The 14,891-nt window shown below is 62.5% G+C and carries 18 protein-coding genes and 1 tRNA gene; 6 read left to right on the top strand and 13 right to left on the bottom strand.

Features of this window, described 5'->3' with window-relative positions:
- Positions 1-23 precede the first annotated feature (23 nt).
- Both upp and AC1D10_RS28525 read left to right on the top strand, forming a co-directional pair.
- Positions 24-653 carry a uracil phosphoribosyltransferase gene (gene upp, locus AC1D10_RS28530; RefSeq protein WP_023671129.1) on the top strand — a complete coding sequence of 210 codons (630 nt, stop codon included), beginning with the start codon at positions 24-26 and terminating at the stop codon, positions 651-653.
- Positions 654-748: 95 nt separating this feature from the next.
- Positions 749-1,312 (top strand): TIGR02281 family clan AA aspartic protease, encoded by a 564-nt coding sequence (locus AC1D10_RS28525; protein WP_477277847.1) that lies wholly within the window; start codon positions 749-751, stop codon positions 1,310-1,312.
- Here AC1D10_RS28525 and deoA read toward each other — a convergent pair whose 3' ends face one another.
- The 6 genes from deoA to AC1D10_RS28495 form a co-directional block, all read right to left on the bottom strand.
- A complete protein-coding gene (deoA, locus tag AC1D10_RS28520; protein ID WP_477277845.1) occupies positions 1,313-2,632 on the bottom strand; it encodes a thymidine phosphorylase in 1,320 nt (439 codons plus the stop codon).
- The gene (locus AC1D10_RS28515; RefSeq protein WP_477277843.1) at positions 2,632-3,441 is read right to left on the bottom strand and encodes a purine-nucleoside phosphorylase; all 810 of its coding nucleotides are present in this window, start codon (positions 3,439-3,441) and stop codon (positions 2,632-2,634) included. The genes deoA and AC1D10_RS28515 overlap by 1 nt, the downstream gene beginning before the upstream one ends.
- Before the next feature lie 48 nt (positions 3,442-3,489).
- A complete protein-coding gene (gene cdd / locus AC1D10_RS28510) occupies positions 3,490-3,882 on the bottom strand; it encodes a cytidine deaminase (protein WP_477277841.1) in 393 nt (130 codons plus the stop codon).
- A gap of 164 nt (positions 3,883-4,046) precedes the next feature.
- Entirely contained in the window at positions 4,047-5,018 is a 972-nt protein-coding gene (locus AC1D10_RS28505; protein WP_379102887.1) for an ABC transporter permease, read from the bottom strand.
- 1 nt (position 5,019) lies between these two features.
- Positions 5,020-6,159 (bottom strand): ABC transporter permease, encoded by a 1,140-nt coding sequence (locus AC1D10_RS28500; RefSeq protein WP_477277839.1) that lies wholly within the window; start codon positions 6,157-6,159, stop codon positions 5,020-5,022.
- Positions 6,156-7,688: an ABC transporter ATP-binding protein gene (locus tag AC1D10_RS28495; protein WP_477277837.1), complete on the bottom strand. Its 1,533-nt coding sequence runs from the start codon at positions 7,686-7,688 to the stop codon at positions 6,156-6,158. The genes AC1D10_RS28500 and AC1D10_RS28495 overlap by 4 nt, the downstream gene beginning before the upstream one ends.
- A gap of 215 nt (positions 7,689-7,903) precedes the next feature.
- On the opposite strand from AC1D10_RS28495, the gene AC1D10_RS28490 reads away from it, so the two are divergent.
- Positions 7,904-8,113, top strand: coding sequence for a SlyX family protein (locus AC1D10_RS28490; protein WP_477277835.1), 210 nt, complete (start codon positions 7,904-7,906; stop codon positions 8,111-8,113).
- A gap of 24 nt (positions 8,114-8,137) precedes the next feature.
- A complete protein-coding gene (locus AC1D10_RS28485) occupies positions 8,138-8,536 on the top strand; it encodes a hypothetical protein (RefSeq protein ID WP_477277833.1) in 399 nt (132 codons plus the stop codon).
- A 63-nt stretch (positions 8,537-8,599) separates the two neighbouring features.
- Here AC1D10_RS28485 and AC1D10_RS28480 read toward each other — a convergent pair whose 3' ends face one another.
- The 4 genes from AC1D10_RS28480 to AC1D10_RS28465 form a co-directional block, all read right to left on the bottom strand.
- A complete protein-coding gene (locus AC1D10_RS28480; RefSeq protein WP_477277831.1) occupies positions 8,600-9,589 on the bottom strand; it encodes a BMP family lipoprotein in 990 nt (329 codons plus the stop codon).
- Between the two features lie 210 nt (positions 9,590-9,799).
- Positions 9,800-10,462, bottom strand: a complete 663-nt coding sequence (gene msrA / locus AC1D10_RS28475; RefSeq protein ID WP_477277829.1) for a peptide-methionine (S)-S-oxide reductase MsrA — start codon at positions 10,460-10,462, stop codon at positions 9,800-9,802.
- Between the two features lie 79 nt (positions 10,463-10,541).
- Complete coding sequence (locus AC1D10_RS28470) at positions 10,542-10,865, bottom strand: hypothetical protein (RefSeq protein ID WP_477277827.1); 324 nt, start codon at positions 10,863-10,865, stop codon at positions 10,542-10,544.
- Positions 10,866-11,241: 376 nt separating this feature from the next.
- Positions 11,242-11,946 carry a hypothetical protein gene (locus tag AC1D10_RS28465; protein WP_477277825.1) on the bottom strand — a complete coding sequence of 235 codons (705 nt, stop codon included), beginning with the start codon at positions 11,944-11,946 and terminating at the stop codon, positions 11,242-11,244.
- Positions 11,947-12,314: 368 nt separating this feature from the next.
- On the opposite strand from AC1D10_RS28465, the gene AC1D10_RS28460 reads away from it, so the two are divergent.
- Positions 12,315-12,404 (top strand) — tRNA-Ser (locus AC1D10_RS28460).
- Between the two features lie 564 nt (positions 12,405-12,968).
- On the opposite strand, the gene AC1D10_RS28455 is transcribed toward AC1D10_RS28460, so the two are convergent.
- The 3 genes from AC1D10_RS28455 to AC1D10_RS28445 form a co-directional block, all read right to left on the bottom strand.
- Complete coding sequence (locus AC1D10_RS28455) at positions 12,969-13,337, bottom strand: YybH family protein (protein ID WP_477277823.1); 369 nt, start codon at positions 13,335-13,337, stop codon at positions 12,969-12,971.
- A gap of 27 nt (positions 13,338-13,364) precedes the next feature.
- Positions 13,365-13,823 carry a GFA family protein gene (locus AC1D10_RS28450; protein ID WP_477277821.1) on the bottom strand — a complete coding sequence of 153 codons (459 nt, stop codon included), beginning with the start codon at positions 13,821-13,823 and terminating at the stop codon, positions 13,365-13,367.
- A gap of 130 nt (positions 13,824-13,953) precedes the next feature.
- Positions 13,954-14,382, bottom strand: coding sequence for an HNH endonuclease (locus AC1D10_RS28445; protein WP_477277819.1), 429 nt, complete (start codon positions 14,380-14,382; stop codon positions 13,954-13,956).
- Between the two features lie 122 nt (positions 14,383-14,504).
- On the opposite strand from AC1D10_RS28445, the gene AC1D10_RS28440 reads away from it, so the two are divergent.
- A complete protein-coding gene (locus AC1D10_RS28440; protein ID WP_477277817.1) occupies positions 14,505-14,813 on the top strand; it encodes a sunset domain-containing protein in 309 nt (102 codons plus the stop codon).
- The last annotated feature ends 78 nt before the right edge of the window (positions 14,814-14,891 follow it).

Here is a 14,891-nt window from a genome sequence, read left to right as displayed (position 1 = left end):
GGCGCAGACATCAGGAGAACATCATGCAGGGCGTCACCGTCGTCGACCATCCGCTTGTCCAGCACAAGCTGACCATCATGCGCAAGAAGGAGACCTCGACAGCCGGCTTCCGGCGGCTGCTGCGCGAGATCTCGCTGCTGCTCGGCTACGAGGTCACCCGCAACCTTGAACTGACGACGACAACGATCGAGACTCCGATGGAGACCATGGAAGCGCCGACGCTGGAGGGCAAGAAGCTGGTCTTCGCCTCGGTGCTGCGCGCCGGCAACGGCCTGCTCGAAGGCCTGCTCGACCTGGTGCCGGCGGCCCGCGTCGCCCATGTCGGTCTCTACCGCGATCATGAAACTCTGGAGGCGGTCGAGTATTTCTTCAAGGCGCCGAGCGACCTCGCCGACCGGTTGGTGATCGTCGTCGATCCGATGCTGGCAACCGCCAATTCGGCGATCGCGGCGATCGACAAGCTAAAAGAGCGCGGCGCCACCAACATCCGCTTCCTCTGCCTGCTGGCGGCGCCCGAAGGCATCGAGCGCTTCACCAAGGCGCACCCGGACGTTCCCGTCTTCACCGCTTCGATCGACCGCCAGCTCAACGAGAAGGGCTACATCATGCCCGGCCTCGGCGACGCCGGCGACCGCATGTACGGGACCAAATAATTTACCAAATGTTTACGCAAAGGCGTGGTTTTGGCGTGCGTTAAAGGGGCAAACACCATCCGGGCTTAAGGATCGCCCTTCACGAAGGCCGATCCATGCTGCGCAAACTTCTCATCCTTGGCGTTTTTGCCGGTACATCGGCATCGATACCGATTGTGTATCAGTCGAATCCGCAAATCATCGAAAACCTGCTGAGATCGCCGATGACGGGCAAGGCCGCGGTCGAAGCCCAGCCGGATGTCAATCTGGCCTCGGTGCCCGACAGGCCGGCGGCGCCGCTGCCGCTTGGCCGAAAGGTCGTCGTTGCGGCAGACGAGCGCGGACACTTCTCGTCGGCCTTCAAGCTCAACGGACGTCAGGTCGACGGCATGATCGACACCGGTGCCACGCTGGTCGCCATCAACACCTCGACGGCACGCAGGATTGGCCTGTCGCTGAACCCTTCCGACTTCAGTCACGAGGTCAGCACCGCCAATGGCTCGATCAAGGCTGCCGTGGCAATGATCGACCGCCTGCAGATCGGCAGCATCACGGTCAATGACGTCCAGACCATCGTGCTCGACGACAGGGCGCTGCACACCAATCTGATCGGTATGAGCTTCCTCAATCGGCTTGGCAAATTCCAGGCCGAGAATGGCACGCTGCTGCTCGTTCAATAATCAGCCGCGCGGAAGAATCCGCCGGATGACCGACTTGTCGGCGGCCGGCTTCGAAGCCCCGGTCGCATAGGCCGAAAGCACGGCGTCGGCGGCCACCTCGGCATCGGCCAATGAACGGGCATGGACCAGCGCCAGCGGCTCGCCGATCCTCACTTCCGCACCGACCGGCAACAGCCTGGTGATGCCGACCGCGGGATCGACCTTGTCATCCGGCCGCGTGCGTCCGCCTCCCAGGCCAACCACGGCGAGCCCGATGTCGCGGGTCGCCATGCCGGTGACGAAGCCGTTTGCGGTTGCCTTGACGGCAAATTCGATCGCCGCTTTCGGCAGGTATTTTTCCGGCTTCTCGATGAAATCGACGGGGCCGCCGAGTGCGGCGACCATGCGCGCGAAAGTGGCGGCGGCGCGGCCGCTGGCAAGCGTCTCTGTGGCGCGCCGCATGCCATCCTGGTTGGACGACACCAGCCCCGCCGATTGCAGCATCTCGGCGGCGAGCGCCAGCGTCACGTCCTCCAGCCGATGATCACGCAGACGCCCGGTGAGGAAATCGACGGCATTGCGCACCTCGACCGCATTGCCGGCGGCCGACGCCAGCGGCTCGTTCATGCCGGTGATCAACGCCGAGGCCTTCAACCCGGCACCATTGGCGATCTCGACCAGGCTGTTGGCGAGCGCGGTCGCGTCACGTGACTTTTCCATGAAGGCGCCATTGCCGACCTTGACGTCGAGCACCAGCGACTGCAGCCCGGCCGCCAGCTTCTTCGACAGGATCGAAGCGGTGATCAGCGGCACCGATTCGACCGTGCCGGTGACATCGCGGATCGCGTAGAGCCGGCGATCGGCCGGCGCGAGGTTGGCGGTCTGGCCGATGATGGCGCAACCGGTTTCAAGCACCGCCTTGCGAAACAGCGCGATATCGGGCTGGCTGGCATAGCCCGGGATCGCATCCATCTTGTCCAGCGTGCCGCCGGTATGGCCAAGGCCGCGGCCGGAAATCATCGGCACATAGGCGCCGCAAGCGGCAACGATCGGCGCCAGCATCAGCGAGACATTGTCGCCGACGCCACCTGTCGAATGCTTGTCGGTGACCGGGCCGGGCAGGTCCGACCAGTCGAGCACGTCACCCGAATCGCGCATCGCCAGCGTCAGCGCAACCGCCTCGTCGCGGCTCATGCCGTTGAAGAACACCGCCATCGCGAAGGCGCCGACCTGACCGTCAGAAACGGCCCCGTCAGTCACGCCCTCGACGAAGCCGGCGATCTCCTGCGCCGACAGTTTCAGGCCATCGCGCTTGCGTCGGATGAGTTCCTGGGGAAGCATCAGCTCTCCAGCAGCCCGTCGCGGAACACGCGCTGCAGGATCGTTGCCAGCCGCGCGCCGCCGACCGGCGCCATGTCCTTGGTCTCCTGGTGCGAAAGCTCGGCGCCGGTCATGCCGGCGGCCAAATTGGTGATGACCGAGCAGGCGGCGACCCGAAGTCCGAGGAAGCGGGCAAGAATGACCTCCGGCACGGTCGACATGCCGACCGCGTTGGCGCCCATGATGCGCGCCATGCGGATCTCGGCGGGCGTTTCGAAACAGGGGCCGGAGAACCACATGTAGACGCCCTTGTGAAGCGCGGTGCCGGTCGCCTTGGCCGCCCGCTCGAGCGCCTTGCGGATGCCTGCATCATAGGCTTCGGTCAGGCCGACGAAGCGGCGGTCGCTGGGCTCGCCGATCAGCGGATTGGTGCCCGAAAAATTGATGTGGTCCGATATCAGCATCACCGAGCCCGGCGGCATGTCCGGATCGACCGAGCCGGCAGCATTGGTGAGGATCAGTTTCGTGATGCCGATGCCGGCAAGCACTTCCAGCACCGGCCGCATCGCAGCCGCGTTGCCGTGCTCGTAGTAGTGGGCGCGGCCGGACAGCATCAGCACCGGCACGCCGGCAAACAACCCCGCCACCACTTCGCCGGCATGGCCGGTGACGCCGCTTCTGGGAAAACCAGGCAGGGCGGCATAGGAAATGCGGATCGGATCCTCGATCTGGTCGACCAGCCCGCCCAGGCCCGAACCCAGCACCAGTGCGGTCGACGGCGCCAGGCCGTCCAGCCTTTCGACGAGATGGTCGAGCGCCTTTTCCGTCATCGCAGCCAACTCTTCATTGCAGCCAGTTCTTTCATTTCAACCAGGTCTTCATTTCAAAATGTCGCCGCGGAAGCCGTAGGGCAGCATCTCGCCCATGGTCACGGTCGCCGCAACACCGGTATTGTCGCAGAGATAGAGTTTTGTTTCCGGCCGGCAGAATTCGGCCAGCCGCTGCCGGCAGCCGCCACAGGGCGAGCATTTCGCCATGCGTTCGGCAAGGACGGCAATCTCCACGATCTTGCCGCCGCCGCCCATGATGTAGTGGCCAAGCGCTGTGGTCTCGGCGCACCAGCCTTCCGGATAGGAGGCGATCTCTATGTTGGCGCCGGCAAAGACGCGCCCGTCCTCGGTGCGCAAGGCGGCGCCCACGGGAAACTTCGAATAGGGCGCATAGGCCTTGGCCATGGCAGCCTTGGCGGCCTCGAACAGATCATGCGACATTCAGTTGTTCTCTCCGATGATCGTGTCCAAAACCCGGCACTCCCGCTTAAAGCGCGTCGCGTCGAAATGGAGTCATGCGACGCGCTTTAAGTCTATTTTCTATGCATGTCGTTGTCTCAAAACCGGGACCACTTTTGAGCGACATGCCTTGGCCTGAGCCGAGTTCAGCGTTCCTTGACGTAAGGCACGCCGCCGGCGCGCGGCGGGATCGCCTTGCCGATGAAGCCGGCGAGCAGGATGACGGTGAGGATGTAAGGCAGCGCCTGCATGAACTGCACCGGCACCTTGCCGATGATGGGCAGCGGCGAGCCCTGCAGGCGGATCGACAGCGCGTCGAGGAAGCCGAACAACAGGCAAGCAAACATGGCGTTGACCGGCTTCCACTTGGCGAAGATCAGCGCGGCCAGCGCGATGTAGCCCTTGCCGGCGGTCATGTCCTTCACGAAGCCACCATTCTGCACCATCGACAGATAGGCGCCGGCGATGCCAGTCAGCACGCCGGTGCAGATCAGCGCCCGGTAGCGCAGCCAGGCGACGGAAATGCCGGCGGTGTCGACGGCGGCCGGGTTCTCGCCGACGGCGCGCAGGCGCAGGCCGAAGCGGGTGCGAAACAGCACCCACCAGGTGAACGGCACCATCAGGAAGGCGAGATAGACCAGGATCGAGTGGCCCGACAGGAGCTCGGCATAGATCGGTCCGATGATCGGCACATCGTGGATGGCATCGGCGCCGGGCCAGGTGATGGCCTCGAAGCGTTCGCCCGGCTGTAGTGCCGGCGTGCGGCCACCTTGCTCGAACCAGGCCTGGCCGAGGATGATGGTCGATCCGGCGGCGATGAAATTGATCGCCACGCCGGAGACGATCTGGTTGCCGCGATGGGTGATCGAGGCAAAGCCGTGGACAAGGGCAAACGCGACCGAGATCAGGATGGCCATGCCGAGGCCGAGAAAGGCCGAATGGAACACGGAAGCGGCCGCCGCACCGGCGAAGGCGCCGACCAGCATCTTGCCTTCGAGACCGATGTCGAAGATGCCGGCGCGTTCCGAATAGAGGCCGGCGAGGCAGGCGAGCAGCAGCGGCACCGAGAGGCGGATGGTCGAGTCCAGTGTCTGGACGATGGCGTTGAACACATCCATTTCAGGCACCCTTCCCCTTGACCGCTTCCATGCCGACCGATCGCGGACTGAAAGAGGCGAACAACGCCTGGATGTAAGGCCGGAACATGTGCTCGAGCGCGCCGGCGAACAGGATCACCAGACCCTGGATGATGACGATCATGTCGCGGCTGATCGCCGGCATCTCGAAGGCAAGCTCGGCGCCGCCTTGGTAGAGCATGCCGAACAGGATCGCCGCCAGAACGATGCCGACAGGATGCAGGCGGCCCATCAGCGCCACGGCGATGCCGACGAAACCGGCGCCGGAAACGAAGTCGATCGCGACATTGTGCTGGTCGCCCATCACCGGATTGAGCGCCATCATGCCGGCCAGCGCGCCCGAGATCATCATCGCGGTGATGATGATGCGGGTTTCCGAAATGCCGGCATAGCGCGCCGCCTTCGGGCTGTGGCCGTAGGTGCGCATCTCGTAGCCGAGCTTGGTGCGCCAGATCAGCAGCCAGACCAGGAAGGCCATGATCAGCGCCAGCAGGAAGGAAATGTTGAGCGGCGCCGAACGGATCTTGGCGCCGAACAGCTCGATGATCCAGTTGAGCTTCGGCAATTCCGCGCCGGCGAGGAAGTTGCGCGTCTGCGGCGCTTGCGAGGCTGCCGGCTTCAACGGGCCGACCAGCAGGTAAACCATGATCGAGGCGGCGATGAAGTTGAACATGATGGTGGTGATGACGATATGCGAGCCGCGCTTGGCCTGCAGATAGGCGGGGATTAGTGCCCACAAGGCGCCAACGACCGCCGAAGCGACGATAGCCAGTGGGAACGTCAGCCACCATGGCAGCACGCTGTCGAAGGAAAGGCAGACGATAGCGATACCGAGGCCGGCAATGTAGGCCTGCCCCTCGGTGCCGATGTTGAACAGGCCGCAATGCGCTGCCACCGCCACGGACAGGCCGGTGAAGATGAAAGTCGTGGCATAGAACAGGGTGAAGGCAATGCCTGTCCCCTTGCCGAAGGCGCCCTCGACCAGGATGACCGCGGCGCGGAACGGGTTCTCGCCGACCAGAACCACGACGAAACCGGCGACGACGAAAGCAACGAAGAGGTTGATCACCGGGATCAGGCCGTAGTCTGCCCAGGCCGGCAGTTTGGCGTAAGGCGTGCTCATTGTGCGGCCTCCTGATGCTCGACGCCGGCCATCAGCAGCCCGAGTTCGCCCTCGGTCGCTTCCGGGCCGCGCTCGCCGACGATGCGGCCGGCAAACATCACCAGGATGCGGTCGGAGAGCGAACGGATCTCGTCCAGTTCGACGGAAACCACCAGCACTGCCTTGCCCTGGTCGCGCATGGCGATCAGGCGCTTATGGATAAATTCGATGGCGCCGACATCGACGCCGCGCGTCGGCTGGCCGACGATGAGAACACCCGGGTCTTGTTCCATTTCCCGCGCCAGCACGATCTTCTGCTGATTGCCGCCGGAGAAATTGGCGGTCTTCAGCCGGCAGTCGGCGGGGCGGATGTCGTATTTGCCGATCTTGTCCTTGGCATCGTTGCGGATGGCATCGATGTTGAGGAACGGCCCTTTCAAATAGCGGGGGTCGTCGTGATAGCCGAGGATCGAGTTCTCGTTCTCCTCGAAGGCCAGCACCAGCCCGACATGGTGGCGATCCTCCGGCACGTGGGCGAGGCCGCGGTCGCGCAACTCGCCCGGGTCGGCGGCACCCGTCAGATCGATCGGCTTGCCGTCGAGCATGACCGAGCCGGACACGGCGCGCCTGATGCCGGAAATCGCCTCGAGCAGTTCCGATTGTCCGTTGCCTGCGACGCCGGCGATGCCGACGATCTCGCCGGCGCGAATGTCGAAGGAGATGTCGTCGACCATAGTGACGCCGCGGGTGTCCCTCACCGTCAGGTTCTTGACCGCGAGCTTGACTGCGCCGGCTTCCGCCTCGCCCTTTTCGACCCTGAGCAGCACGCGTCGCCCGACCATCAGCTCGGCCAGTTCCTCGACGGTGGTCTTGGCTGTCTCGCGTGTCGCCACCATCGTGCCCTGGCGCATCACCGACACGGTGTCGGTGATGGCCATGATCTCGCGCAATTTATGGGTAATCAGAACCACCGTCTTGCCCTGTTCCTTCAACTGCTTGAGGATGCGGAACAGATGGTCGGCCTCGGCCGGGGTAAGCACGCCGGTCGGCTCGTCGAGGATCAGGATCTCGGCGCCGCGATAGAGAGCCTTGAGGATCTCGACACGCTGCTGCAGGCCGACCGGCAGTTCCTCGATGATCGCATCGGGATCGACTTCCAGCCCGTATTCGCGTTCGAGACGTTCGAGCTCGGAGCGCGCCTTGGCGATGCTGCGCTTCAGCAGCGCATCGCTTTCGGCGCCGAGAATGATGTTTTCCAGCACCGTGAAATTGTCGACCAGCATGAAATGCTGATGCACCATGCCGATGCCGAGCGCGATGGCGTCATTGGGCGTTTTGATCGATGCCGGCTGGCCGCCAACGCGGATTTCGCCGCTGTCGGCCTGGTAGAAGCCGTAGAGGATCGACATCAGCGTCGACTTGCCGGCGCCGTTCTCGCCGACAATGCCATGGATGGTGCCGCGTGCTATCTCCAGATTGATGTCGCGGTTGGCGCGCACGGCGCCAAAACTCTTGTTGATGCCGATCAGCTCGATTGCGGCTTGCGCCATGCAGCCTGTCCCACTCTTATTTTTTTATCGCTTGGTCAAAACGCCTAGCATGACACTCCGTCCGTGCCAATTGGCGGAGCATTGGTCACTCTCGACAAATCCCGGTGCGCTTGTCAATTTCCAACGTGGCCGGGGCCTTCACATTCGCTAATATGGCGAAGCCGAAATTCGTATCGCGGCGCAAGGCATTGCGGTGCGAGACTGGGGATTTTTACATGATCATGCCCGCCGACCGGATGACGACGCTGGAGATCCGCGCCGCCGAACAGGAGAAGACCGTCGAGGAACTGTCCGGCCAGATCGCCGAGCAGTGGAAGGTAATCGAGCGCATGCAGCGCAAGCTCGACGCGCTGACAGATCGCTTCCTGGCGCTGGAGGAGCAAGCAGCACCTGACGTGCCTGTAACCAAGCCGCCGCACTGGTGAGGAAAGAGGTGGAGGGCGCAAGCCATGGCCAGTGAAAGCGATCGCATCGCGCGCGCCGGCGACTATGTGCTCGGCCTGATGAACGATATGGAGCGCGAACGGGCCGAGCGCGACCTGGAGATCGACCCTGCCTTCCGCGACGCGGTGGTGCAACTTGCCGAACGCATGCACATGTTCGACCGCACTGAGCCGGCGGGCGGCGAAGAGCGTTGGACGGAGATCACCCAGCGCATTGCCGAGCTGCCGCAGATGCGCAGCTCTGGCCTGGCCGGCAACGATGGCAAATCGCCGACGGTGATCCGAAGCCTGACGCAGCGACCGCACGGCGTCGGCCTGCATACGCTTGGCGGCCGGCGTGGATTTGCCGTTGCCGTCGGGCTGATTTTGGCCTTCGTGCTGGGCTATCTGGCGGGCAAATCATAGGCAACGCAAAACCGCCGGGCTTGCGCCCGGCGGCTTGTAGATATGGTTGAATGTCCGTGCCGCTCAATAGGGGCAGGCGTTGTCGGTGGTGTAGTCGTGCACCTCGATCTTGCCGGAGATGATGTCTGCCTTGGCCTTTTCGACGGCGGCTTTCATCTCGTCGGTGACCAGCGCCTTGTTGTTGTCGTCCATGGCGTAGTCGACGCCGCCCTCCTTGAGGCCGAGATTTTGCAGGCCGCCCTTGAAGGTACCGTTCTTGCCGTCCATGAAGGCGTTGTAGACGGCAACGTCGACGCGCTTCATCATCGAGGTCAGCACTTTGCCGGGCTGCAGGCCGTTCTGGTTGGAATCGACGCCGATGCCAAGCTTGCCGGCATCCGCCGCCGCCTGCAGCACACCGACGCCGGTGCCGCCGGCCGCGGCGTAGACCACGTCGGAGCCCTGGTCGATCTGCGTCTTGGCGATCTCGCCGCCCTTGGCCGGGTCGTTCCAGGCAGCCGGCGTGTCGCCGGTCATGTTCTGGATCACGTCGGTCGCACCGGCCGACTTGGCGCCGCCGACATAGCCGCATTCGAACTTGCGGATCAGCGGGATGTCCATGCCGCCGATGAAGCTAACCTTCTTCGACTTGGACGCCATCGCCGCCAGGATGCCGACGAGGTAGGAGCCTTCATTCTCCTTGAACACCAGCGAGCGGACATTGGGCAAATCGACGGCGTCGTCGATGATGGCGAAGTTGAGGTCAGGATATTCGGCCGCGACCTTCTTCAGCGCATCCTCCCAGGCGAAACCGGCCATGACGATCGGGTTGCGGCCGTCCTCGGCGAAACGGCGCAGCGCCTGCTCGCGCTGCGAGGCGTTGGAGACTTCGAATTCGACGTAGGCCGTGCCGGTCTCGGTCTTGAACTTCTCGGCGCCATGATAGGCAGCCTCGTTGAAGGATTTGTCGAACTTGCCGCCGAGATCATAGAGGATGGCCGGCTGGACATCCGCGGCGAAAGCCGGAAGAACCATTGCGGTTGCGGCCAGGAGGCCGAGAACGATACGTTTCATGTGATCCACACCCTGTCGGTTATTTTTTCCGTTACGCACCGCCTGCCGGCCCGGTTCTCCGGCAGGCATGCGACGTCAGCCAGGAGTGTACTCCCCTCCCGCTCGGCGGCAATCTGGCACGACCCGAAACAAAATTCACGCGGAATTTTGACCTTTTGGAAAAGCATGCGCGGGCAAGCCGCGCCGCGGCTTGATCATTGCGCCAAGGCTTCAGGCGGCGGCAGCCGGGATGACGCAAGCGATGCCGATGCCTTTGAGGTTGCAGTAGCCGTACGGGTTCTTCGCCAGATATTGCTGGTGGTCGCCTTCGGCGAAGTAGAATTCGGATGCCGACGCGATCTCGGTGGTGATCTTGCCATGGCCGGCACCGCGCAGGGCGGCCTGATAGACATCGCGCGAGGCGCGCGCCGCCTGCAATTGCGCATCGCTAAGCGTGTAGATCACGGAGCGGTAGGTGGTGCCGACATCATTGCCCTGGCGCATGCCTTGCGTCGGATCGTGGCTTTCCCAAAACAGCTTCAGAAGCGCTGGATAGGAGACGATCTTGGGGTCGTAGACGACCAGCACCACTTCGGCATGGCCGGTGAGGCCCGTGCAGGTTTCCTGATAGGTCGGGTTGGGCGTGAAGCCGCCGGCATAGCCGACCGCGGTGACCCAGACGCCATCGAGCTGCCAGAACAGCCGCTCCGCGCCCCAGAAGCAGCCGAGTCCGAACATCGCGGTCTCCAGCCCCTCGGGATAGGGACCCTTGAGCGGCTTTTTCAGCACATGGTGCCTGGATGTCGTCGGGATTGCCCGGGCGCGGCCCGGCAACGCCTCGGATGGCTTCGGCAGATTGAGCTTCTTGTTCAGCATGTCGCTGAGAAAGAACATGCGCGGTCTTCCCTCTGCTCTATCTCTCTGTTTTGACGCAATTCCAGGAAAACCGCTTCACACTTTTCCTGGAAGTGCTCTAGGTCGCGGCGAACTGGCCCGTGCGTCGTTGCCGCCTGTAGCCGATCGCATAAAGCAGGAAGGCCAGCACCGCGAACACGGCGAAGCCCGGCTGGTTGAGCACCCAGGCGATGGCGATGTCCCACAGCAGCGGGCTGGCCTTGATTCGCACGAAGCTTTCGAAGGCGGCCCGCGTGTCCGGCGAGACGGCCAGCCAGCTGGTGTTGAGCGGGGTCAGCACCAACGCCGAAGCCGCCACGGTGCGCGTCGCGTCGAGCACCGCCATGATGACGGAAATCGACAGCGAGACCATCGCGGCAAGACGAAAGACCAAGCGAAACATTAGGGGACCTTCCTCCGGCCAGTCCTCAAGCTCCTCCCGAGGGCCTTCCGGTTCCAGCATGAGAGATAGAATGCGCATGCCTGGTTCGCAATCGCCATACGCGAATTTGCAGGGCTCCGAACTCAGGTGAACAAAAAAGGCCTGACGACGGCCAGTCCAGCGGCGTCGGCAGCTTTGTTCCGCCGGGCCGTTCGATAGGAATTTATTCTTGACAGGGTGAGGGCAGCTATGCTATATATTCGTCCACGGTGCTGACCTGCGCCAGTGACCCGCCGCACAGGCGGGTTTTTCGTTTGATGCTTCGTCAACCAAAGCGTCGGCGCCCGAAGAAACCCGTTAACTTGGATTTGTTGCCCCTGCGAATTTGAAGCCTGGCCTACGCGACCGGCTTGCGTTTGCGCCGATGGACGCGCCAGACGGCGAAAAGGCCGCCGGCGATGGCGCCGACGACCAGACCGGCAAGCCCGATGAACAGGGCAAAATAGCCGCAGGCACCCTCGAAGCAGCTCGTATCGGTGGCATCCGCAATCACCGAGCCGGCGAAGAACCCGCCCGCGGCGCCGATGACCGCGCCGAGGACGATGCCGAGCAGGGCGGCGATGACCGAAACCAGGACGGGCGGGCTTTCGGTCGCCGGATTGGCATAGGCGGTCTCGGCTTCGGAACCACGGCGCAGCAGATAGATGCAGAGAAGGCCGATGGCGATTTCCGCGCCGGTGACGACAAGCCCTTGCCCTGAGAAGACGAAGTCGGGCACCGTGAGCACATAGGCCTGCCTGGCCAGCAGCCAGATGATGGTGGCGATCTGCCAGATGGTGAAATGGCGCGGAAACCGTGCCGAGCGGCCGAAGGCGAGGCCGAGCAGATAAAGCCCCCACAGGATGGTGATGATGTCGACGGCGAGCCCGCCATAGATGAGATAGAAGACGCTGCCCGGCAGGCCGTATTCGCCGACCAGCCGCCAGGCGGATATCAGGCCGTAGACCGACCACGCCATGACGAAGACGAGCCAGCCCGGTGGCACGAAGGACAGGCCGCTGTCCGGCCGCCTGGCTGGCGTCTGTCCATTGTTCGATGTCATGTCCGGACGATGCCCCCGCAAAGCCTTTCCGACACTCGACAGGCGACCCCGGGCGAAGTCAAGCGCCGCCGGCCTTGCGGCCTTGCCTGTGCACATCATTCGGGTGGCGGCGCCTCAAAACGGGGGCGCCGGCAGCCTCGCGAAACGCTGTGTGGCCGGCAAAGCGAATAGACTGCCGTTATGACTTGGCATTCGGCGCCGGATCGACTAGATGAGCCCCGCGCCTGTTGCTTCGACGGCTCAGGTGCAGGGGAAGGGCGTTCGCTGGTTGGCGGCGCCGATGGCGTGGAGATTCCGCACCGCAGCCCCAAGGGAGGTGCATCTCCCCAACCCGCGCGGCGAAACCGGCCGGCGCGACATGCATGGACGGAGAGGTGGCCGAGTGGTTGAAGGCGCACGCCTGGAAAGTGTGTTTACGGGAGACCGTAACGCGGGTTCGAATCCCGCTCTCTCCGCCATAACATATTGATTTAATAGCAGTTTTTGGCGTATTTCGCCGGTTTCGGGCGGCCATAGCTTACAACTTCAAATTCGTTCTCAAGCGCGAGATTGGCCAGCGGGTCGAGCGTGCAGCCCGTTTTTGTAGATCCGCGCGAGTACGTCGCGAGCAGACTCGGCGCGCTCCCGTGTACAGCCGATCAGTAATTTCCCGCCCAAGTTTGCCGGTTCGCCGGTGACTTCATCCCAAACCGTCCAGTCGCCTGTCGGCTCAAGAAGGCAACTAAATCTACCTGGGCTTTCTTCCATCGCCCCATTCTCCAATATGGGCGGAGCGTTTCATTATATTAGTAATCACGCAAGTAATGACTGGCGATAGATCACTGCCTCCTTCGGTCAAGGTTAATTTGCGACGGTGAGAAAGCCTAGTGCTTCACCTTCGGCGTGATCTCCTCGACCCGCACTTGGTCGCCGATCTCCTTGGCCGTAGCCAAAGCCTTGGCCTTGTCCTTGGTGGTCAGCACGGGTCCGCCAATGCGGCTTTTCGAACACGCTCACGACGTAGGTTGTGGCGGGCTTGTCGCTCACTCGCCAACATCGCTGCTGTTGAGGCTGCACATGCGTATCAACCAGCCTCCGCCGGCTTGCCGCTCCAAAACGCTGAGTGATGTTCCGTTTCCCGTCGCCTCACCTTCTGAATAGGCAGCGAGGCACCAAGCCAGGTCGCCGGACGAGTTCGCATCCACGACGGCAAGGGTTTTGTCCCCGACCTCGCCTTGTGTCCAGATGCTGTGGAGTGCCTCGATGGCCTCGCGACCTCGAGCCGGAGGTGCGTAGGGAGAATGCACTTCCCCGTCAGGCGTGAAAATGGCTGCACAACCGGCGGCATCTCCGGCACGGTAGGCAGCGACATAGCCCTCCCAAAGTGCCTGCAATTCATCGCGGATCGACATCCGTAGAGTTCTCCGTCGTTGCGACGCTTACTGTGGCCGTAGCTCATCTCTGAGAAGTTCGATTAGCCTCCCAGCATCTTTCTCAGTTAGCTTTGGCAACTCCTCACACACACGATACCAAGGCAACTGAGTGTCCGCGTAGATATGCCTGGTGACCCTGGCCTCGGCCGGTCTGTCCAAGGTGCCCACCGTGATATTCGTCAACCAGTCATCCTCCCGCCTAGATGCCTGCCATACGATCCGAGACCCGCAATGCCCACAAAACCCACGTTTCCCGTTATCCGACGAAACATAGTATTGCGGTTTGTCCTTCAGATATTTGAGAGTGCCGGCCTTAATTAAGACCGTAATATCGGCTGGTTGGCCTGTGCTGCGCTGGCAAATGGTGCATTGGCAGATATAGCCGTTGTGAAGATAGACCTCTGCCTCATATCGAACGCTACCACAAAGACATCCTCCGGTGACTTTCGTTGGTTCGTGCCTCACCTGTTGCCCCCTATGAACGGTCCGCTCTGCTTGGCCGCAAAGTCAGCGTGGCGGTCGCGATCTTAGAATATTAGCACTTCCTGATGAGCTGGCCACCACGTCAGAAACGCTTGGGATGAGGCGGGATCGGTCAGTGAAAGCCCGCGCCGCTTGCGGGCAAGCGCGGGCCGATCAGGTGGTGCGTGTCCCGATCTTCGGCAGAGATGGGGTGAGCATCGCTGACCGCCAAGCGAGGACTTTTAGATGTCGCTAATGTTCCGTCAAGCGAGCTTACGCATTCGGCACCCTCTCTGCTTAGAGAGGTCTTCGCCTTGGCTTCTTTCCGCTGCTTGGTGGCGTTCATCTGTGTGCCGCGAAGATGATTGCAGTGCCAACACGCGGCGGCCAGATTGGACCGCTCATTGGTGCCGCCATACATTTTGGGCCTCTTATGCTCTAGGGTAGCTTCCGTCAGTCCGGTCTGGGTGAACGGCCGCCTGCAATAGCAGCACTTCCCACCTTGGATCTCGACGAATTCGCTTCGCACCTTGGCTGATTTGAATCTCAGCTTCTTCGTCATGGGGGTTGGTTCCCTCTTTTTGGTAAAGGGATCACGACCTCGATCGAAGGTCAAGCCTTGCATTAGCAGCCGCTTGACGAGGCCGCCGGCCGCGACGCATTCTCCCAGGGGGAGAGAGGGGCGTGGGCAAGTTCTACCGGCCAGACAATCGCTACCGCTGTATGGACAGAGGGCGCCGTCGCGTCTGGTTTTACCGGGCAAAGATTGTTGCTGGCATTGCGGTGGTCTGCGGCCTCCTATCTCTCCAGTTCGCGTCGTTCATCGACTGCAATGTCAGCCACAACACCACTCCACGCTTCTACCGTGTCCCAGGTCAGGCCCTAATCAACCTATTGAAACGCGAGCGGTGGTTCTGCAGTGAGGCCGAGGCGGTGGCGGCCGGGTGGCGGAGGGGCGAGACGGTGAGAGCAACAGAGGGAAGCGGCCTATGAAGGGATTCACTACTGCTGAATGGGAGTTCCTGCGGAGTCATATTGAGAAACAATTGCGCAGCCAGAAACTGCGAGATG

The organism is Mesorhizobium sp. P2_A8, from assembly GCF_056404935.1.
This window is presented reverse-complemented; position numbering and strand designations above follow the sequence as displayed.